Source organism: Bradyrhizobium sp. SZCCHNR1043 (genome assembly GCF_032489675.1).
Taxonomy (GTDB): domain Bacteria; phylum Pseudomonadota; class Alphaproteobacteria; order Rhizobiales; family Xanthobacteraceae; genus Bradyrhizobium.
Genome location: NZ_JAUEYN010000018.1, coordinates 91,136 through 110,908, shown reverse-complemented (window position 1 = coordinate 110,908; position 19,773 = coordinate 91,136). Strand labels below are relative to the sequence as shown.

General features: G+C 64.6%; 18 protein-coding genes and 1 tRNA gene. 5 read left to right on the top strand and 14 right to left on the bottom strand.

Annotated features, from left to right (window positions below; translation table 11 throughout):
• Positions 1-5: 5 nt before the first annotated feature.
• From QX039_RS29105 to QX039_RS29095, 3 genes are all read right to left on the bottom strand, one after another.
• On the bottom strand, positions 6-1,019 hold the full coding sequence (locus tag QX039_RS29105; RefSeq protein ID WP_315774312.1) for an SIR2 family protein: 1,014 nt from the start codon (positions 1,017-1,019) through the stop codon (positions 6-8).
• A gap of 658 nt (positions 1,020-1,677) precedes the next feature.
• Positions 1,678-1,857: a hypothetical protein gene (locus QX039_RS29100; RefSeq protein WP_315774313.1), complete on the bottom strand. Its 180-nt coding sequence runs from the start codon at positions 1,855-1,857 to the stop codon at positions 1,678-1,680.
• Positions 1,858-1,911: 54 nt separating this feature from the next.
• Positions 1,912-2,394: a hypothetical protein gene (locus QX039_RS29095; protein WP_315774314.1), complete on the bottom strand. Its 483-nt coding sequence runs from the start codon at positions 2,392-2,394 to the stop codon at positions 1,912-1,914.
• Between the two features lie 179 nt (positions 2,395-2,573).
• Here QX039_RS29095 and QX039_RS29090 point away from each other — a divergent pair, with 179 nt between their 5' ends.
• Positions 2,574-2,810, top strand: coding sequence for a helix-turn-helix domain-containing protein (locus QX039_RS29090; protein WP_315774315.1), 237 nt, complete (start codon positions 2,574-2,576; stop codon positions 2,808-2,810).
• Between the two features lie 199 nt (positions 2,811-3,009).
• Here the strand turns inward: QX039_RS29090 and QX039_RS29085 are convergent.
• The 5 genes from QX039_RS29085 to QX039_RS29065 form a co-directional block, all read right to left on the bottom strand.
• A tRNA-Arg gene (locus QX039_RS29085) sits at positions 3,010-3,086 on the bottom strand.
• A gap of 80 nt (positions 3,087-3,166) precedes the next feature.
• A complete protein-coding gene (locus QX039_RS29080) occupies positions 3,167-4,411 on the bottom strand; it encodes a tyrosine-type recombinase/integrase (RefSeq protein ID WP_315774316.1) in 1,245 nt (414 codons plus the stop codon).
• A gap of 148 nt (positions 4,412-4,559) precedes the next feature.
• A complete protein-coding gene (locus QX039_RS29075; RefSeq protein WP_316219536.1) occupies positions 4,560-5,171 on the bottom strand; it encodes a RadC family protein in 612 nt (203 codons plus the stop codon).
• A gap of 70 nt (positions 5,172-5,241) precedes the next feature.
• Positions 5,242-5,409, bottom strand: coding sequence for a hypothetical protein (locus QX039_RS29070; RefSeq protein WP_315735026.1), 168 nt, complete (start codon positions 5,407-5,409; stop codon positions 5,242-5,244).
• A gap of 33 nt (positions 5,410-5,442) precedes the next feature.
• Positions 5,443-6,993 (bottom strand): alpha/beta fold hydrolase, encoded by a 1,551-nt coding sequence (locus tag QX039_RS29065; RefSeq protein WP_315773586.1) that lies wholly within the window; start codon positions 6,991-6,993, stop codon positions 5,443-5,445.
• Positions 6,994-7,139: 146 nt separating this feature from the next.
• Between QX039_RS29065 and mddA the strand changes: the two genes are divergently transcribed.
• Both mddA and QX039_RS29055 read left to right on the top strand, forming a co-directional pair.
• Complete coding sequence (gene mddA / locus QX039_RS29060; protein WP_315735022.1) at positions 7,140-7,919, top strand: methanethiol S-methyltransferase; 780 nt, start codon at positions 7,140-7,142, stop codon at positions 7,917-7,919.
• A gap of 185 nt (positions 7,920-8,104) precedes the next feature.
• A complete protein-coding gene (locus tag QX039_RS29055) occupies positions 8,105-9,295 on the top strand; it encodes an MFS transporter (protein ID WP_315773588.1) in 1,191 nt (396 codons plus the stop codon).
• Here the strand turns inward: QX039_RS29055 and QX039_RS29050 are convergent, their stop codons facing one another.
• From QX039_RS29050 to QX039_RS29040, 3 genes are all read right to left on the bottom strand, one after another.
• Positions 9,296-10,099, bottom strand: coding sequence for an intradiol ring-cleavage dioxygenase (locus tag QX039_RS29050; protein WP_315773680.1), 804 nt, complete (start codon positions 10,097-10,099; stop codon positions 9,296-9,298). It abuts the gene before it with no gap.
• 97 nt (positions 10,100-10,196) lie between these two features.
• On the bottom strand, positions 10,197-11,021 hold the full coding sequence (map, locus tag QX039_RS29045; protein ID WP_315773590.1) for a type I methionyl aminopeptidase: 825 nt from the start codon (positions 11,019-11,021) through the stop codon (positions 10,197-10,199).
• Between the two features lie 97 nt (positions 11,022-11,118).
• Positions 11,119-12,438 carry a mechanosensitive ion channel family protein gene (locus QX039_RS29040; RefSeq protein ID WP_315735015.1) on the bottom strand — a complete coding sequence of 440 codons (1,320 nt, stop codon included), beginning with the start codon at positions 12,436-12,438 and terminating at the stop codon, positions 11,119-11,121.
• 209 nt (positions 12,439-12,647) lie between these two features.
• Between QX039_RS29040 and QX039_RS29035 the strand changes: the two genes are divergently transcribed.
• On the top strand, positions 12,648-14,441 hold the full coding sequence (locus tag QX039_RS29035; protein ID WP_315773592.1) for a potassium/proton antiporter: 1,794 nt from the start codon (positions 12,648-12,650) through the stop codon (positions 14,439-14,441).
• A gap of 3 nt (positions 14,442-14,444) precedes the next feature.
• On the opposite strand, the gene QX039_RS29030 is transcribed toward QX039_RS29035, so the two are convergent.
• A complete protein-coding gene (locus QX039_RS29030) occupies positions 14,445-14,963 on the bottom strand; it encodes a hypothetical protein (protein WP_315773594.1) in 519 nt (172 codons plus the stop codon).
• A 175-nt stretch (positions 14,964-15,138) separates the two neighbouring features.
• Positions 15,139-16,080 (bottom strand): penicillin-insensitive murein endopeptidase, encoded by a 942-nt coding sequence (gene mepA / locus QX039_RS29025; protein WP_315773596.1) that lies wholly within the window; start codon positions 16,078-16,080, stop codon positions 15,139-15,141.
• A 393-nt stretch (positions 16,081-16,473) separates the two neighbouring features.
• Between mepA and QX039_RS29020 the strand changes: the two genes are divergently transcribed.
• Complete coding sequence (locus tag QX039_RS29020; RefSeq protein ID WP_315773598.1) at positions 16,474-18,693, top strand: putative bifunctional diguanylate cyclase/phosphodiesterase; 2,220 nt, start codon at positions 16,474-16,476, stop codon at positions 18,691-18,693.
• Here the strand turns inward: QX039_RS29020 and ftrA are convergent.
• Positions 18,667-19,698: a transcriptional regulator FtrA gene (ftrA, locus tag QX039_RS29015; RefSeq protein WP_315773600.1), complete on the bottom strand. Its 1,032-nt coding sequence runs from the start codon at positions 19,696-19,698 to the stop codon at positions 18,667-18,669. The genes QX039_RS29020 and ftrA overlap by 27 nt on opposite strands.
• Positions 19,699-19,773 lie beyond the last annotated feature (75 nt).

The following is a 19,773-nucleotide window of genomic DNA, read 5'->3' as shown; positions in this document are numbered from 1 at the left end:
GCAGACTACCTTGCTTCTACGGAGCTTGACACGAGACGGAGAAAGTCTCCAAATTTTGCAAAGTCACCGATCTGGAAGTCACATGGGCGGGGAGCGTCAGTATCGGCTCCACGTGCTTCTGCCCCCACAGTGAAGACTTGAGCTAGAGCCGTAACATCCCGAGTTGGCGTCATAAGCCAACCTGCCTCCTGCCGTCGAATTACCGCTCTATCCTTTGCCATGACTGAAAGATTGGGATTCTCGGTCGCAAGCTTCACCGCAGCTGGATAATTAGACAGACTCCCGAATTGTATTGCGAAACACGCGGCGGAGGGGTTGGAGCGCAGGCAATCAATAAGTGCCTCGTTAATGTGCTCGTCACCAAAGGAGTATCCCAAGATAAACATGGCAACGGGGCGCTCGCCACGCTTTAGGAAAGTCTTTAGTCGGTCCGCCATGACGAGGTAAGGCATTCGCCGACTTTCGTCGTATTTTAGATGCGAGGGATGAATCAGCAGCTCATCGCCAGCATCATCCCGATCTGTGCGGACGATAGCCTTTGAGTCCCTATTGAACCTCCAGTTGATCGATCCATGCAGCTTCCATAGCCGGGCCCATCTCTCTGGTACTTCCCCATCTTCGATCGCCTTTTGATCAAAGAAGGGGCGTGACGAGCCAACAAAACCGTCGAAAAACGGAACCTGGTGATGTTCGAGAGCTTCTTCGAGCAGTAGATCGTAGTTCGTCGTAAACAGCTCTGTCGATGGAGATCGATGGCGGCCGACATACTCCGCGAGCGAATGATATGGAGTTGAAGCCGCAGGGAGTGATCTGGTCACCCTCGCTCGGATCGATTTGCAGATTTCCTTGTCCAGAGCGGTCAGCTCAGCAGCGGAGACGCCCCGCACGCCGACTCTGCCGGCAACTTCTCGAAATTGTCGTACCCGATTGAGCATCTGCTCGACATTCGGATTGTCAACTTCATCTTCTTTAAATAGTGCAAGTAGCTTGGAGTAGGGTTCCTTTACGTCCTCATTCACAATTAGTTCCGTGTGAATGAAGGCAGTAAGCCCCCGAATGTCCGGAATGATCGAATACGGCGGCGAGCCGTTTCCTTCGTCGATCCTAACGGCGCAGGGGCAGCCGGCCCCTAGGAAAAAGCCAACTGGGAGTTTGTCTGCAGCGAGGGTTTGCCGAAGCTGCGAAACGCAGTGATGGGCGTCATGCCCAAACGTCATAGTGTCTGGCCCCCATGTCCCCGATCAATTCCATTATCAATTGTGCCCTCGTGGTACCACAACCGTCAAGATGCCCAATTTGTTTCCTGTCGAGCACGAACGCCGTTCGGGTACGTATTCCCATTTTCGGCCGGGCAACTTGGCATCTTGCATCGTACCGCTGACCAGTCCGGCCGATAAATTTGGAGCGGAAGGCAAAGTTTGGCGCCTGCGGCCCCCCGGCCGTTCGCGCATCTTGACAGACTTTCTGAACACAAGGGGCGTATCGAAACTCCGCTCAACCCTGCGATCCGGCCTCCAGTTTACCCCTGATCGTTCCAGTCCCTGTTCGGGTGGGTGAAGCAATGGGCAGCTGGCACGGAGAGTTAGCTAAGAAATTGATGTAAAATGGTAATCTCGACGGCTAGTGCAGACTCCCCCTCCTCCACGCTTGAAAACGTCCGCAGCTCACCAACAGTCCTCAGTTCTGATCATCGAGGCGTGCTCCCAAATGACGCTGCTTGATGTCTGTTTCGAGTTCAGCAGTGCGTTCGATCATGCTGATGACTATCGTTTCACGGTCGCGTTGGGTTAGCCCGCGGATACCGTGTTCTCGCAACTTCTCTTCGAGGAACGTGGCCATGATCGACACGATGCTCATTCGCTCCAGTCCTTCCATCGAAAGTTGAACGGCAGCAAGATCTGTACGGCGCGACTATTTGTCTTCCTTGGAGTTCGCCCCCAAGGAAAATGGTATGGAGGCCATGTCGCACACCGCTTCAATCAAGGAACGAACGGCCCGGGCATCCCAGTCGATCTCGTCAACCGGCGCATCCCAGTGTTCGGAATTGACGTAGGCTGCATGACGAGCTTTTACGCCCAGACCGGCTATAGTTCGTGCCGGTGTGGCAATAATGGCCTGCTCTATGGGCGCTAGGCCAGCGAGCAAGGTTTCAATTCGTTCGAGATGGTCTGGTGACACCGGATCGAAGGCTCGTATCTTGGCAAGAGCCTCTTCGAGCTGCCTGCCCAACACGATCAAGCCGAAATCGTCGTCGGTCGCCTTGAACCGTATGTTGGCGAGGTCTGAAGTTGAGCGTCTAGAACCGTTGCTAGGATTGTCGCCATCGCAGCGGCCAGGGCGAGAACCGACTTTGGTCTGAGACTTGTAAGACGGTTGAGACGAGGGGGTCTTCATTGATCAGGCAGCCTTAATGGACGACAACATCTGCATCCGGAAAATGCGCGGACGGCTCAGTTCGGAAATCTCGCGCTATCCACATGAGATTTCATTCCTTTACGGGTAAATAATACCCTTTAGAGGGGTAATTATAACCTTATAGTGGCGCTTTTGCTAGGGGTGTCGATGGTGATCTCATGATCACCTCTCGACAAATTCGGGCTGCTAGAGCGTTGCTTGGCTGGTCCCAGCAGCAACTCGCGGACAAGGCGATCGTGTCGCTTAACGCCGTTGCCAGGCTCGAAGGCGGTGTTGTGGATTCTCGGATAAGTACGGTGCAAGCTGTTCAGGACGCTTTGGTCAAAGCCGGCATAGAATTTCTCGTTGCCGACCAAAAGGGCGAGGGCGTGAGGCTCAAGAGCCCCAAGGCCTAACCGGCCCAAAATCTATGCACCCCACTTGCCTCGATCTAGGGCGTCAGGACCGAGTTTCGCAACTCAAGCAAATGAATTGGCTTCTAACGACCAAACGCAACCGGGCGATGGCGCCTTTTCGCGCTGAACGCAATTCTAGCGAGTGGCTGGAGGAAGTGCTGCTAGCTCACCCCGGCTTCCGCGAGAGCTATCCAGTGGGTGGCGCACCCGACACGATTCGAACGTGTGGCCTTCGCCTTCGGAGGGCGACGCTCTATCCAGCCGAGCGGCGGGTGCTCAAGTGTTCAGGCGGGAAAACGATCCGTGCCGGCTCGTTAAGTCTCTGAATTTGTCTATCTCTTCAGCTTTCAGCTGATCTAGGCGACCAGCCTGAGCGGACGCTTTCTCGCTAACATCGCGCGAACAAACTTGTCCCATTTGGCCATGCCCGTCCGCTTCTCGCGCATGTAGTTCCAGCGATCGTAGCTCTTGGAGCTCACGTCCTGCAGCGCATGATTCTGAATGCGATCACGAATTTCCTTCGGTACGCCCGCCTGGCCTGCAAGTGTCTTCCATGTCCGGCGAAGATCGCGATTGGTCACGACCGGGATCACGCCCCGGTCGCGCTGTCGCCATATGAAGCTGTAGAGCGTTCCGTGACTAACAGGCCGCTTCGGGTCCTTCGCCGAGGGAAAGAACCAACCGTATTCGTTCGGCTTGATCGCTTGGATAAGCTCCGCAGCGACGGGAGGTACGGGAATAGCATGAGGCGTGCCGTTCTTGGTCTTTGACCAATCGATGATTTTTTCTTCCGCATCCCAATTGTCGAGGTGGAGGCGGGCGATCTCTTCCACACGCTGACCTGTGAGCATGAGGATCCGGACCGCTCTCGTATAGGGCGGATGCACCGGTGCATCGGGGCATTCAAGCCAGCGGTAGAGTTGCACGAATTCGTCTTCGTTGAGCCATCGTGTCCCAACCTTCTTGGGCTCCGTCGGAATTCCGGCGGCGGGGTTGTAGACAAGGCGGAAGCGACGCTGCGAAGCGCTTCGGTAGTCGTGTTCTGACTTTAGGCCCCAACTATAGGCGGCGTGAACGTAGCTTCTCACATGGTCGGCCATCGCCTTCTTGCCACGCTCATAAATCGGCCGGATCACCTCGACGATCTCCTCGGGCTCGATTTCGCGTGCCGGTCGGTTGCGGCCGAGGGTGTCGGCTATCTTGTTGAGGCCTTTTTCTGTCTCCTTCCACGAAGGCCTTTCCGCGTCCTTCAGATATTGGACGTAGGCCTCGAATAAGTCGGCCACCGTGCCCGGGCGGGTGTCGCCGGCGATCTTGATGCTGCGGCCCTTCTGGATAAGGTCTGCGAAGTCGCGGGCGAAAACCTCCCGGGCCTTGCTGAGCGACATCGAAGGATACGAGCCGAGCTTCTTCTTCAGACGCTTTTGATCGCGCCATTGCTGCGCCATCCAGTCCGCCGTGACGCGAGTTGGCATGGGCTTCATCACCAGGACGAGGCGACCAGTTCCGTGACCATCGCCGTCGACGAGGCTTAGCTGCTTGCCGGTCTGCTGCACCTGTTTCAGAGCGCGTCGTATTTCTCCGTCGGTAAGGCTTGGCACTGGGCTCTCCCATCGGCTCTGAGGTGGGGTCGCCAGACGGGTGCGTGGGGTCGGCGACTGGGGTCTAAAGGGCGTTCGATCCCCTTCAAAACCGACCCCAATATGCCACGATATCCGAGACTACGACAAGCCAGAAAACTCAAATGATTCAATGGATAAGGACGGGATCTAGCGTGATCGAAATCGGGCAAGTGGGATGGTTGTGCACCAGGATGATCGCAGTGGCCGACAATTCGAGCGCGCGCTTGATCACCTCGCGCGGATAGACCGGCGTGTGATCGACGGTGCCGGTCTGCTGCACCTCGTCGGCGATCAGCTGGTTGCGCTTGTCGAGAAACAACAGCCTGAACTGCTCCTTGTCGGCGAACGCCATGCTGGTGCGGCAATAGGTGATGACGTCCTGCCATGACGCCAGCGCGTGCTTCTGCCGCACCTCGCCCTTGGCGATGCGGTGCGCGGCGGCGGCGATCAGCTTGAGCTGGGTGATCGAGGCGTCGCCGACGCCGTCGATCTCGCGCAGCCGCGGCTCCGGCGCGTGGATCACCTCGGCGAACGATCCGAACGTCTTCAGCAGCGCCTTCGCCAGCGGCTTGACGTCGCGCCGCGGCAGCGCGGCGAACAGCACCATCTCCAGCAGCTCGTAGTCGTTGAGCGCGTCGGGGCCGGCGCTGTGGAAGCGCTCGCGCAGCCGCTGCCGGTGGCCGTGATAGTGCGGCGTGTCCGGCGGCGTATCGTTGGGAGGAGGGGCTTTCTCGGGCATCGGCGTCAGCATGCCGTGATGCCGCATTTTTGCAACCTCGAAGTGCTCGCGCGCCGCAGGGCGCGCCTTGCTAGGCCGCGCGCCCGGTCAGCACGAGGATGAGGCCGATGATGAGCGAGAACGCTGTGGGGTAGAAGGTGAGCGCAACGCCGAAGGCGCGGCCCGCCGCGCCCCTGGCATAGCCGAGCCAGAACAGCAGCCGCCCGAGGCCGAACAGGATCACGAGCGTGAGCAGCACCGGACGACGTCCATCTCGTCCGGGCGATCCTGCTTATGGCTGCAGACTGCCGATAAAGGCTTCGATGCTGGCGAGGACGGGCCTCTGATCGCCGGCGAACATCCAATGGTCGGCGCCGTCGAGCTCGACGAAGCGCGCGTGACGGATATGGCTGGCGAGATGTCGCCCGGCCCCGACGAGTACGGCGCGGTCACGGCGTCGGTGCAGCACCAGGGTCGGTGCAGAGACCCGGGCGAGCAGGTGGCGGACGTCCATATCCCTGAAGGCTTCGAGCAGGCCCTTGATGGCGCCGGGGCTGGATGCCGCGCGAAGCAGTCCGGCCCACCAGGCCCGCGCCTGGGGATCGCCGGCCAGGCTCGGTGCGAACGTCTCGATGCCCGCCGGTCCGCCCCATTCGGCCACGAGCTGTCGCAGCCAGATGCCGTACTGGCCGGCCTGCAGCGCATGCGGATAGTCTGATGTCGCGCTGCCCTTGGCCAGCGAGGCGAACAGGATCAGCCCGGCGACACGCTCGGGATGGTCGGCCGCGAAGGTGATGCAGGCCGGTCCGCCCTCGGAGGCGCCGAGCAGCACCGTGCGCCGGCTGCCGGCGGCGTCGAGCACGGTCGCGATGTCGCGCGCCGTCGCCTCCACGCTGGGGCTGAAACCGACCCGGTCGGAGAGCCCGATGCCGCGGCGATCGAACAGGATCAGACGGCCGATTCTGGCGAGCGCGGACAGCAAGGCCCGACAGCGCGGCTCCTCCCAGATCCGCTCGACATGCGAGACGAAGCCGGGCAGTAGCAGGATGTCCAGAGGACCGGTGCCGTAGGTCTGATAGGCCAGATGAACGCCGTCGCCCAGGACATAGCGCGTCGGCGGCGCGCTCTCGCGTTGCGCCGCGACGCCCTGCGTCAGCAGCGCCAGCGTATCCGGTTCGGGGGAGACGCCGAGCTCGTCGCGCAGGCGCTGTGTCAGGGCGTCGAGATGACGCTCGGCGGCGGCGCGGTCGCCGGCCAGCAGCAGGCTGCGGATCAGGGCGCGGCCATAGACCTCGCTGAGCGGATCGAACGCGACGAGGCGCCGGGCGTGGGCCGCCGCCGCGGCATGGTCACCGGCCGCGCTGCGATCCTGCACCACGCGCTCCAGCGCCTGGACCGCCCGGCCGCGCAAGGCTTCGCGCCGGAAGAAGGCCCATTCCTCGAACTGCGGACAATCGCCGGGCGTGAAGCCGTCGAGGAAGTCACCTGCATAGAGGCGGCAGGCCAGCTCGAATTCGCCGCGGTCGCAGGCCGTTTCGAACAGCCCGGATTCGACCTCCAGCTCGACCGCGGCCGCCCACCGAATCGTCGCGCGATCGATGGTGAGGCAGCCGTCGCCGAGCGTGAGCTGGAGCCGGTGCAGCAGGCGCCGCAGCCGCGCCCGCGCCACCTCCTCGGAACTCTCGGGCCAGAGCATCGTCGCCAGAACGTCCCGCGCGACGCGGCCCTTGGCCTCCGCCAGATAGACCAGCAGAGCGAGGCCCTTGCGCAGCGACAGCGGGCATGGCTGGCCGTCGCGATGCAGCTCGGGAAAGCCGAATGTCCGGACGCGGAACTGAACCATTGTCGTGCGACCTGCATGGCTGCGTCCGGGGGACGCTCGGGGGACGGTCGATTGGTAAGGCTCAGGCTCGCGCGGGACGTGAACGATCCCAGGATCGGGCGTCTCGATCACGGCCATGCCGTCCTCGATGCAACAAGGAAACATTCATGTCCGGACGTCTCCTCATCATGCTCTACGCCATCACGAGCTATGCCGTCTTTCTTGGGTCGTTCGTCTGGGCGGTCGGTTTCGTCGGCAATTACAACTATCTCACGGCCAAGTCGATCGACGTGGGCGTGTCCGGCACCGTGACCGAGGCCGTCGTCGTCGACGTGCTGCTGCTGGCGCTGTTTGCGGCCCAGCACAGCGTGATGGCGCGTCCGGCTTTCAAACGGTGGTTCACGCGCATCATTCCGGCGGCGGCCGAGCGTAGCACCTATGTGCTGCTGTCCAGCGTGATCCTGCTGCTGCTGTTCTGGCAATGGCGTCCGATCCCGATCCCGGTCTGGCGCGTCGAGGGCGTCGCCGCGGCCGTGCTGACCGGCGTCCACTGGCTCGGCTGGCTCATCGCGCTCAGCTCGACCTACATGATCGATCATTTCGATCTGTTCGGCCTGCGGCAGGCCGTCCTTGCCCTCCGCGGCACCGATGCGACGGCGCAGCCGTTCAAGACCCCGCTGCTGTATCGCCTGGTGCGCCACCCGCTGATGCTGGGCTTCCTGCTCGCGTTCTGGGCCACGCCGGAGATGTCGGTCGGTCATTTGCTGTTCGCGGTCCTCAGCACGGCCTACATCCTGATCGGGCTGCAGCTCGAGGAACGGGACCTGGTTGCCGAGTTCGGCGAGAGCTATCGGCGCTACCGCCAGCGGGTGCCGATGCTGCTGCCGCGGCTGATCGGCGGCCGGCGCACCGAAGAGACCGAAACGTCAGCGCGTGGCATGCGCTAGCGGCCTCGATTGCCTGCTCCCTCCGCTCCGGCTTGGGCGATGCAGCGCCCACGTAGACGTGAATTGGTGCGGGGGACCTCAGCACCTATGTCGGGCTTGAATGCTGCGATGCAAAATCACGGCTCGACAGCCTCTGTTCTCATAAGGCCCTATGGCCTGCCGTTTCCGCCCGAGAGAGATCCGCGTTGACCACCATCACGTCCGATTCCGGCGACTCGCTGTCCGCCTGGATCACGCTGCTATTGGCCTTTTCCTGCGGGCTGATCGTCGCCAACATCTATTATGCGCAGCCGTTGATCGGGCCGATCAGCGCCGACCTCGGGCTGCGGCCGCAGCTCGCGGGACTGCTGGTGACGATGAGCCAGATCGGCTACGGCGCAGGTCTCTTGTTCGTGGTGCCGCTCGGCGACCTCATCGAGAACCGCAAGCTCGTCATCACGACCATCATCGTCGGCGCGGTCGCACTGGCCTGTGCGGCGCTGGCGACGAGCCCATCGACCTTCCTGCTTTCGGCGCTGCTGATCGGCTTCGGCTCGGTCGCAGTGCAGATCCTGATCCCCTATGCCGGCCATATGGCGCCGGAGGCGATCCGCGGCCGCGCCGTCGGCAATGTCACCACCGGTCTGATGCTCGGCATCATGCTGGCACGGCCGCTCGCGAGCTTCGTTGCGGCCCATGCCTCCTGGCACGTCATCTATATGGCCTCGGCGCTCGCCATGCTGATCCTTGCCGTCGTGCTGCGCCTGGCCCTGCCGCCGCGTGAGCCGCAGGCGCGGCTGAGCTATGGCCAGCTGCTCGGCTCGATGGTCGAGCTCTATCGCGACACGCCGGCGCTGCGCCGCCGCGCGCTGTACCAGGCCGCGCTGTTCGGCGGCTTCAGCGTGTTCTGGACCACGTCACCGCTGCTGCTGGCCGGACCGAATTTCCGGATGTCGCAGACCGGCATCGCCCTGTTCGCGCTGGCCGGCGTCGCCGGCGCGATCATGGCACCGGTCGCCGGCCGCATCGCCGACCGCGGCTGGACGAGGCCGGCGACGGTTGCGTCGATGGTGCTGTGCGCTGCCGGGTTCGCGTTGACACTGTTGGTCCCGCTCGGAACGAATTGGTCGTTGATCTCGCTGGTGATCGCCGCCATCGCGATCGATTGCGGCGCGCAGCTCAGCCTCATTCTCGGCTATCGCGTGCTGTTCGTGCTCGGCGCAGGCCAGCGCAGCCGACTCAACGGGCTCTACATGACCACCTTCTTCGTCGCGGGCGCAGCAGGGTCGGGCCTCGGCGCGTGGGCCTATGCGCATGGCGGCTGGACGGCCGCCGCCGCATTCGGCACGGCGCTGCCGCTCGCCGCGCTGGCCTATCAGTTCACCGAGCCGGATTGATCAGAACGGGCTGCGCCTCAGCCCGGGCACCAGCGCCGCCAGCCGGTCCTTGATCCACGGCGCCGGCGGCAGCTTGCCGGTGGGCATCTCGACCGCGGCGGCCGGGTTGCGGCTCACAGCCAGCGTCAATGTTGCGAGATAATGGTCGCGCTCCTCCTTCACCGCGCAATGCGCGCGGTGATCGGGATCGGCCTCGGTCGCGACGCGGTCGTTGGCGTTGATGACGAGCCGCTGCTTAGGCCGTCCGGTGTAGTCGGGCACGTTGGTGTAGATGAACTCGTTCAGCGCCTCGGGAAAGAAGGTCTGTCCCGTCAACACCGTGGCCTCGTCGACAAACACCCTGAAGTGGATGTGGGTGGCGCGGCCGGCATACCAGCCGGGATAGATCGTCCTGAAGCCGGCCCAGCCGGCGGCATCGGCCATCTGGGTGCCGCGCAGGAACGTCTTGCCGCTCTGGTCGAGCTTGTGATTGTCGCTCTGGCCGGGATAGCCCGAATAGATGCCGCGGGCGTCGCAGTGCCAGACGTCGACCCGTGCGCCCGGGATCGGTGCGCAGGAGCCGGCCTCGATGACGCGAAGGCGCAGCCTGAGCGGGACGCCCGGCCGGTCCTCGGCGATCTCGGCGCGCACCAGCTTGGGATCGAGATAATAGGGGCCCGACTCCGACTGCGGCGTCAGGATGCAGGCATCGTCGGCATTCGCCGATGCAGGAACTGTCTCCGACGCGGCGCGCGCCGGCGGCGTCAGCAGCGCTGCGCCCGCGGAGAGAAGGCCGAGAACGCCACGGCGTGTTGCGATGGTCAGAGCTGCCTCCCGCAATCGCATGCGATGGAGGCGGCAGTCGATCAGCCGGACATGGCAACAATCGGACGCCCTGCGACCATTCGTCCAGGGAGCCCGCTCACACCTGCGTCAGCGGCTTCTCGCCATGGCGCTCCGACAGCGTGAAGATCTCGACGCCGTCGGCGGTGACGCCGACCGAATGCTCGAACTGCGCCGACAACGAGCGGTCCCGCGTCACCGCGGTCCAGCCGTCGGACAGGATCTTCACATGCGGCTTGCCGAGATTGATCATCGGCTCGATGGTGAAGAACATGCCGGGCTTGAGCAGCACGCCCTCTCCGGGCCGGCCGACATGGATGATGTTCGGCTCGTCGTGGAACAGCCGGCCGAGGCCATGGCCGCAGAAGTCGCGCACCACGCTCATGCTCTGCGGCTCGACGAAGCTCTGGATCGCATGGCCGATGTCGCCGGTGGTGGCGCCGGGCTTCACCGCGGCGATGCCGCGCATCATCGATTCGTAGGTGACCTCGATCAGCCGCTCGGCCTTGCGCGCGATCGGGCCGATCCCGTACATGCGGCTGGAATCGCCGTACCAGCCGTCGACGATGAAGGTGACGTCGACATTGATGATGTCGCCTTCCTTCAGCGGCCGGTCGTTCGGCATGCCGTGGCAGACCACGTGGTTGATCGACGTGCAGGTCGAGTAGCGATAGCCGCGATACATCAGCGTCGCCGGATAGGCGCCGTGGCTGAAGGCGAAGTCGCGGACGAAATCGTCGATCCGCGAGGTCGGCACGCCCGGCTTGACGATGTCGGTGAGCGCATCGAGGCACCTCGACACCAGCGCGCCGGCCTTGCGCATGCCGGCAAAGCCGCTCGGGCCGTGCAGCTTGATCTGGCCGTTCTTGCGCGCAGTGGTGTCGGTCGCTTCGATATAGTTCATGGGCCTGTTTCGTTCTCAGGGGTGTCGCGGGGTGATCGCCTAATTTAATGATCGTGCCGGCCGGTGCAAGCCGGGTGTGCACGGCCGGATCTGCCGCCTAGCCGGTCGGCACCTCCAGCGTGGTCTCCACCGGCAGCGCACCGCCGCGAACGCGAAGCTCTCGCACCGGATACGGCACCCTGATGCCCTCGCGCTTGAATGCCTCCCACAGGGCCAGCATCACCTCGCTCTTGACGCTGTCCATGTAGCTGGGGTCGGCGATCCATGTGGTCAGCGAGAACTTCATGCCGGCCTCGGTGAACTCGGTCAGCAGGCAGTTCGGCGCCTTCGATTTCAAGGTGCGCGGCGTCTCGGCCGCGATCTCGGTGGCGAGCTTGCAGACGACCCGGGGATCGGCGTCGTAGTTGGTGCCGAAATTGACCTTCACCAGCGTGTTCTTGTCGGTGTAGGTCCAGTTGGTCACCTTCTGGGTGACAAGGTCCTCGTTCGGGATCAGGAACTCGCGGCCGTCGCCGGCGGCGACCGAGATGTAGCGCGTGTTCATCGCGCTGATGCGCCCCGAGCTGTCGCCGATGGTGACGAGATCGCCCGGCTTCACCGATTTGTCGGCCAGCAGGATGATGCCGGCGACGAAATTGGCGACGATGCGCTGCAGGCCGAGGCCGATACCGACACCGGCGGCGCCCGAGAAGATCGCGAGCGCCGACAGGTTGATGCCGACCGCGCTGATCGCAATCGCGACGCCGAGGATCATCAGGCCCATGCGGACCATCTTGATCAAGAGCACCTGGATGGACGGTGTCAGGTCGGTCGAGCGGGTGATGCGGCTCTCGACGAAATTGCTGGCGATGTTGGTCAGCCACAGCACCGCGAGCAGCAGCACGCCGAGCTTGATCACCAGCAGCGGCGTCAGCCTGAGGCCGCCGAGCACGACCGAGATGGAATCGAGCGCGTCGACCACGTTGTCGAGCTGGCCGATGATGCTGAGCGCGGCGACCAGCCAGGCCGAGATCGACACGATCTGCACGATGAAGGTGCTGCGGATCACCGAGGTGATCAGCCGGATCACGAGCCAGGCCAGCGCCAGCTTGAGCGCGACGGCGAGCAGGTAGCTGCGGCTCGGCCAGGTCCACAGCAACATGCCGGTGCGGGCGATCCGCATCAGGATCACGAACACGACCGTGGCGACGCTCTCCAGCAGCACCCGTAGCAGCTGCCGCAGCGGGCCCGGCCAGCCCATCGCCAGCGAGGTCATGTCGATGCGCGCGCGCACGGCGGCGCGTGCCGCAAAGGCAATGCCGGCGCCGCTCAGCACCAGCCCGAGTTGAAGATAGAACCACGGCGAGGTGACCTCGGCGCCGATCGAGCGGCCAACGGTCTGCAGGAATTCGAGAACGTCTTTCAGGTCGAGGTCCATCAGCGGGGTCTCGGAGGGGAACAGTGGCGCGGGTTGGCGGGATCAGCGGGATTTAGTTCGTGTTCGTCACGGGCGATTGCCGCGAAATATACCCCGAACACGGCCAAGGATGGAAAAATGGGCATATCGCCGCGATAGGAGCAAATCCGGTTGGCGTGCAAGTGTGGCGACGATAAGGATGTAAAACTCGGATTCATCAGCGTTTTTTCATGACATCCCTCGACGCCGTCAGCATTGCCATCCTCCTCGGTGCGGTCCTCGTCATGGCCGGTATCCTGTCGAGCCTGCTGGCGCTGCGCTTCGGCGCACCGCTGCTGCTGGTGTTCCTGGTCATCGGCATGCTGGCGGGCGATTCCGGCCCTGGTCATATCGAATTTCAGGACGTCCGTACCACCTATCTGGTCGGCTCCGTCGCGCTGGCGCTGATCCTGTTCGACGGCGGCCTGCGCACGCGCTTCCAGAGCATCCGTACCGTGCTGGCGCCCTCGATGGTGCTGGCCACCGTGGGCGTGCTGATGACCGCGTTCATCACCGCGCCGGTGGCGAAATATGCCCTCGACCTCGGCTGGACCGAGGCGATGCTGGTCGGCGCCGTCATCGCCTCGACCGATGCGGCGGCCGTGTTCCTGCTGGTGCACGCCCAAGGCCTGCGGCTGCGCCCGCGCGTCGGCGCCACGCTGGAGGCGGAGTCCGGCAGCAACGATCCGTTCGCGGTGTTCCTCACGCTGATGCTGGTCGAGCTGATCTCGGTCGGTCACGGCTCGTTCGGACATTTCGCGTTCGAGTTGGTCCGCGAAGCGGTGCTCGGCACGCTGTTCGGCATCGTCGGCGGGCGCCTCGTCGTCATCGGCCTCAACCGGGTGGCGCTGCCGCAGGGTCTGCACGCGCCGTTCGTGACCACGGCCGCTTTGGTCATCTTCGGCATGGCGCAGATCGCCCACGGCTCCGGCTTCCTCGCGGTCTATCTCGCCGGCCTCATCGTCGGCAACCGTCCGACCCGCGCGCACAACTCTGTCGTCACCTTCCTCGATGCCGCGACCTGGCTCGCCCAGATCGTGATGTTCGTGCTGCTCGGGCTGCTGGTGTCGCCGCAGCGGCTGCTCGACAGCCTGCTGCCGGCGATCGCTGTTGCGCTGATGCTGATGCTGGTGGCGCGACCTGTCGCGGTGTTTCTCTGCCTCTATCCGTTCCGCTTCAACTGGCGGGAGAAGGCGTTCATCGCTTGGACCGGCCTGCGCGGCGCGGTCGCGATCTTCCTCGCCTCGATCCCGCTGCTGGTCGGGCTGTCCAAGGCCTATCTCTATTTCGACGTCGCGTTCGTGGTCGTGATCATCTCGCTGCTCGCGCAGGGCTGGACGCTCGGCGTGGCCGCGCGCAAGCTGCACGTGGCGCTGCCGCGCACCGATCGGGGCCCGCGCCGCATCGAGCTCGATCTGCCCGGCCAGCTCGAGCAGCAGCTGGTCGGCTATTCGATTCGCTCCAAGAGCCTGTACTTCCGCCGCGGCCTGATCCCGTCCTGGTCGAAGCCGACGCTGGTGATCCGCAACGAGCAGATTCTGTCGCCGCCCGAGGCCGAGCCGATCGCGCCGGGCGACTATCTCTATCTGCTGGCACCGCCGGAAAAGGCCGAGTCGCTCGACCGCTTCTTCGTCGACATGCCGCCGTCGGCGGCGCCCGACCCGCATCTGCTCGGCGACTTCATGGTCTCGGCCGAGCATACGCTCGACGAGGTCGCCGGCATCTATGGCGTCAAGCTCGACGAGGGCGAGGACAAGCTGACGCTCGCCGACTATTTCGACATCCATCTCGACAACGCGCCGAAGGAAGGCGCGACCGTGGCGCTCGATACCATCGTGCTGGTCGCCCGCTCGATCTCCGGCGGCCGCGTCAACGTGGTCGGCCTGCGCCTGCCGGAGGACGAGGAGGATGTGCCGGTGCTGACGCGCAAGGAGCGGATGAAGCGCAGGCTGGCCAGTGTCTGGTCGTCGGTCGCGGGGGTGTGAGCGTCATTCTGCCGCCGGCAGGACGGCGATCGAGATCGTATTCTCCGGCGCGCCGCTGACCTGCAGCACGAAGGGCTGCGATCCCAGCTCGTACTTCATGGTCTTGCGGATGCCGTCGCAATCGGTGGCGCCGCTGAAGCCGGCCGGCTTGAGGATCTTGCCGTCCTGCACGACGTCGATCCAGGCCGCGGCCGACAGGCTGATCGTGTAGACGCCGGCCTTTGGCGCCGCGGTGATCCGCGTGAGGCCGGCGAAGGTGCCGTCCTTGGGCGCGCGTTCCGGCGGCATCGCCAGCTTGGCCTCAGCCGCCGGACGCAGCTCCAGCACGATGCCGGTCGCAGGGATGGTGGCGACCTCCACACCCGATGCGAGCTTCTGGCGGTCAGCCGAGGTCAGCGCGGCGCGCTCGCGCGCGATGTCCCATTTGAACTTGTCGCAGCCGCTCGGCTCGGTGGCGAGCGCGACCGTGCTGGCGGCCAGCGTGAGGAGGAGGGCAGTCGCGGCGGGACGGATCAGGATCATGACGGACTCGCTACCGTTACGCCGCGCAACGGCCCGCGGCATTTCGATACCGCGATAACAGGAGGTGGAGGGACCGTCATCCCCTTCGATCGTCGCGCTCACGGTGCGAGCGCCGTCATCCGAGAGCGATCCAGGCGCTCCTGCGACTCCTTCGTCGTGTCGGCTTTCGGTCGCATCAATTCTTGGCGTCCGGCGCATGCAGCACCGCCCGGCAGCCAGGCGGCAGTTGCGCCATCGTGATCGGTTGCGGCGGCTTGGGCGGCTCTTTCGGCGGCGGCGGATGCAGCACCGCGTCCGAGAACCAATAGTCGAGGTCGCCGCAGCCGTCGCCACCCTCCTGGTCGGTCTGGCCATGACAGTCCGGGTTGCCCGGCGGGCACACCATGCGGATGTGGAAATGATAGTCGTGGCCCCACCACGGTCGCACCTTGGTGAGCCAGCTGCGGTCCCCCCTCGCGTCACGGCACAGCGCCTTCTTGATCGCGGCGTTGACGAAGATGCGTTGCACCGACCGCTCCTGCGCCGCGGCGCGGATCACGGCGAGGTGGCCCTTCGTGAACACGCGCGGATCGACGTCGAGGCGATCGGGCCGCACCATCATGACCGCCGACATCTCCTCGCGCTCGTTGCGCGACAGCCGATGGTCGGGCATGGGCGTCAGCCAGATGTCGGCGTCGAGCCCGATCTGATGGCTGGCATGGCCGCTCAGCGCTGGCCCGCCGCGCGGCTGGCCGATGTCGCCGACCAGGATGCCGGGCCAGCCGGCATCCTTGTGCGCGCGGGTCGCCAGCCGCTTCAGCAGCGCGATCAGGTTCGGATGGCCGAAATTGCGGTTGCGCGACAGCCGCATCACCTGCCAGCCCTCGCCATTGATCGGCATTCGCTCGGCGCCGGCGATGCAGCCGCGATTATAGGTTCCAATCACCTTGGTCGGTTGCGCCGAGGGCAGGATCCTGCGGGCGAACAGCTCCTTGGCCGGTGTATCCGGATCGTCTGGATGCGCCAAGGGCGGCAGGGCCTTCGGCTCGACGCTGCCCTTGTCCTGGGCACGGGCCGGAGCCGTCGCGGCAATGACGGCCGAACTGATGATGGCGACCAGAATCAGGCGGACATGCATGGAGCGAGTGTAGCGGCTGCCGACCGGTCGAGATGCCCAATTCTGCGTCAACGTCAGGCATTCGAGCCACTGTAACCTGATTTTAACCCTGCTGCCCGATTGGCGGAACCGGCTGAACACGGCTCAATTGCGTGAGTTCGTTCGGTAAATGAACACCATGTGCGGGGCCATTGCACGGTATGCGGGTCTTTTTTGGTCTGCGGCAACCGACGTCACTTATCGCTGGTTGTACCGCAGCCCTTGGTTGATCCTCCGCGCAAGTCTCAGCTCTCCAAATACGCGAGTGCGTCTGCCTGTTCCCGTAACCAGTGGCTGTCGTGCCCCGCATCAAGATACCATTTTTTCAGAAACGTGGCCGAAAACTGCTCGTCGAGAAGGAGAGTGAGGCACGCAATGCGGCCCGTTCGGCCACCCACGGCAAAAAAGCGCAATCGCGTGCCAAGCGCCCGCGATGCAATTCACCCGGTCAAGCCGAGCCCGAAATTGCGGCGGCACAACCTGCGCGACCTCGGCCCCGTCGATGAGATCGCGGGCAAGTGCGCCGAAGTGGCGATGGCGGAGGCGAAGAAGGCGCATGATCGTCTCATCGAAGCGATCGACATTCTTCCCGAGGGTATCGTGTTCCTCGACGCCGACGGCCGCTACATTCTCTGGAACAAGAAATACGCCGAAATCTACAACCGCAGCTCGGACCTGTTCGAAGCCGGCGCGCGGCTGCAGGACACCATCCGGGTCGGCGTGGCGCGGGGCGACTATCCGGAAGCTGCCGGGCGCGAGGAGGAATGGATCGCCGAGCGGCTGGAGAGGCTGTTCCAGCCGAGCGGCCGCCACGAGCAGAAATTGTCCGACGGCCGCATCATTCTGATCGAGGAGCGCCTGACCGGCGATGGCGGGATCGTCGGCCTGCGCGTCGACATCACCGAATTGAAGCAGCGCGAGGAATCGTTCCGCCTGCTGTTCGACGGCAATCCGGTGCCGATGATCGTCTGCGCGACCGATGATGGGCGCGTGCTCGGCGTCAACGAAGCGGCGGCCCAGCATTACGGCTATAGCCGCGCCGCCTTCGAGCGGCTCGGCATCCGCAACCTGCAGGCCTATGAGAGCGAGCCGCCCTGGGCCGGCGAGCAGTCCGGCGAGGAGCAGGCGGCGCGCACCTGGAAGCATGTCCGCGCCGATGGCGCCCTGATCGATCTCGCGATCTATTCACGCCATCTCGTCCACAACAGCCAGCCCGCCGTGCTGCTGGCGCTGATGGACATCACCGAACGCAAGCGCGCCGAAGCGCGGCTCGCCTTCCTGGCCCAGCACGATGCACTGACCGGCCTGCCGAGCCGCAACCTGCTGCGCCAGAAGATCGATGACAAGCTCGCCCAGATGCGGCGCGGCTCCGAGAAAATCGCCGTGCTGGTGCTCGGCCTCGACAATTTCAAGTCGATCAACGACACGCTGGGCCACGCCGTCGGCGACCGGCTGCTGCGCGGGGTCGGCAAGCGGCTGCGCTCGATCCTGCGCCAGGAGGACATCGTCGCCCGTCTCAACTCCGACGAGTTCGCGGTGGTGCAAGGCGGGCAGGCACGGCCGGAGGATGCGGCCCAGCTCTGCCGCCGGCTGTTGCAGGCGATCGCCGATCCTTATCTCATCGACGGCAGCTCGGTGACGATCGGCGCCACGATCGGCATCGCCATGGCGCCGAACGACGGCGACGATGCCGAGAAGCTGCTCAAGAACGCCGACATGGCGCTGTCGCGCGCCAAGAACGAGACGCGCGGCACCTTCAGCTATTTCGAACCCGGCATGGATGCCCGCGCGCAGAGCCGGCGCAAGATCGAATCCGAGCTGCGCGAGGCCATCCAGCGCGACGTGCTGCAGCCGCATTATCAGCCGCTGATCGACCTCTCGACCGGACGCATCACCGGGTTCGAGGCGCTGGTGCGCTGGCCGCATCCCGAGCGCGGCATGATCCCGCCGTCGGAGTTCATCCCGGTCGCCGAGGACACCGGCCTGATCTCGGCGCTTGGCCGCGCGATGCTGCGCCAGGCCTGCAGCGACGCTGCAAAATGGCCGGACGACGTCCGCGTCGCCGTGAACATGTCGCCGCTGCAGTTTCGCGTCGGCAACGTGCTGTCGCTGGTGATGGACGTGCTGAAGCAGTCGGGCCTGCCACCGAGCCGGCTCGAGCTCGAGATCACCGAGACCCTGGTGCTTGAAAAGAGCGGCCAGGTGCTGGCGACCCTGCATGCGCTACGCGCGCTCGGCGTCCGCATCTCGATGGATGATTTCGGCACCGGCTATTCCAGCTTGAGTTATCTGCGCAGCTTTCCGTTCGACAAGATCAAGGTCGACCAATCCTTCATCCGCGATCTCGCCGCCAATCGCGAGGCGCAGGCGATCGTCCGCTCGATCGTCAGCCTCGGCAAGGGGCTCGGCGTCATCATCACGGCCGAGGGCGTCGAGACCGAGGCGGAGCTGCGCTGCCTGCGCGCCGAGGGCTGCCATGAAGGGCAGGGTTATCTGTTCAGCCGGCCCCGGCCCAATGTCGACATCGTCCGGCTGTTGCAGGCGCAGCGAGATGCCATGGACGGTGCCTCATCTGGCAACGCGCTGGTGGCTTGAGCGAGCGACGCTGGCTGATGTCGGGCGCGCCTCGAAGCGCCGGCGATACGCCGCGGGCGATGTTCCGACGATGCGACGGAAAGCGACGCGAAACGTTTCGAGCGACCGGTAGCCGCACTGCGCCGAGATGTCCGCCAGGGAGAGCGTCGCAGTCTCCAGCAGCTCCCGCGCCCGCGCCATGCGCTCCTGCTGCAGCCAGGCCGCAGGGCTCGCGCCAGTGCTGTCCTTGAACGACCGCAGCAAGGTGCGCTCGCTCATCCCGGCGCGTTTTGCCATCGCGCTGATCGCAATCGGCTGCGCCAGTCGCGCCCGTGCCCAGTCCATGACCTCGCCGATCGTCCGTCCCGGGCGCGCCTGGACCGGTGCGACGACGTACTGCGCCTGCCCGCCGTCCCGGTGCGGCGGCATCACCAACCGCCGCGCAACGGTGTTCGCAACCTTGCTGCCGAAATCACGCCGGACCAGATGCAGGCAGGCGTCGATGCCCACCGCGCTGCCGGCCGAGGTGATGACATTGCCCTCGTCGACGTAGAGCGTGTCCTCCTCGACCTGAATGCGGGGGTAGAGCCGCTTCAGGTCGGGGATGTGCCGCCAATGCGTCGTGGCGCGTTTGCCGTCCAGCAGGCCTGCGGCTGCGAGCACGAACACGCCGGAGCAGATCGACAGGCATCGCGCGCCGCGCGCAGCCGCCTGCGAGATGGCGCGCAGCAGGCGCTCGGGCGGCCGCTCGGTGCGATCGCGCCACCCCGGCACGATGATCGTGCGGGCGTCCTTCAGGCGCGAGAGCGGCGCGCCGGCCTCAACGACGATGCCGCCGATCGCGCGTGACCGCCGTCCCTCGGCCGAGACCACCTTGAACCGATACCAGGAGAAATCGAACTCCGGCCGTGGCAGTCCGAACACTTCGACCGCGATGCCGAACTCGAACGTGCACAGCCCGTCATAGGCAATGACGGCGACGAGGCCGGGATCCTGCGGATGGCTGCTGGCTGCGGCTGGCGGCATTGGCGGAAACTTACCGGACTTTGTCGGATCCGTCACTTGGGGCGCCGGGCATCTCGGGCGAGATTCGGGTCTGTT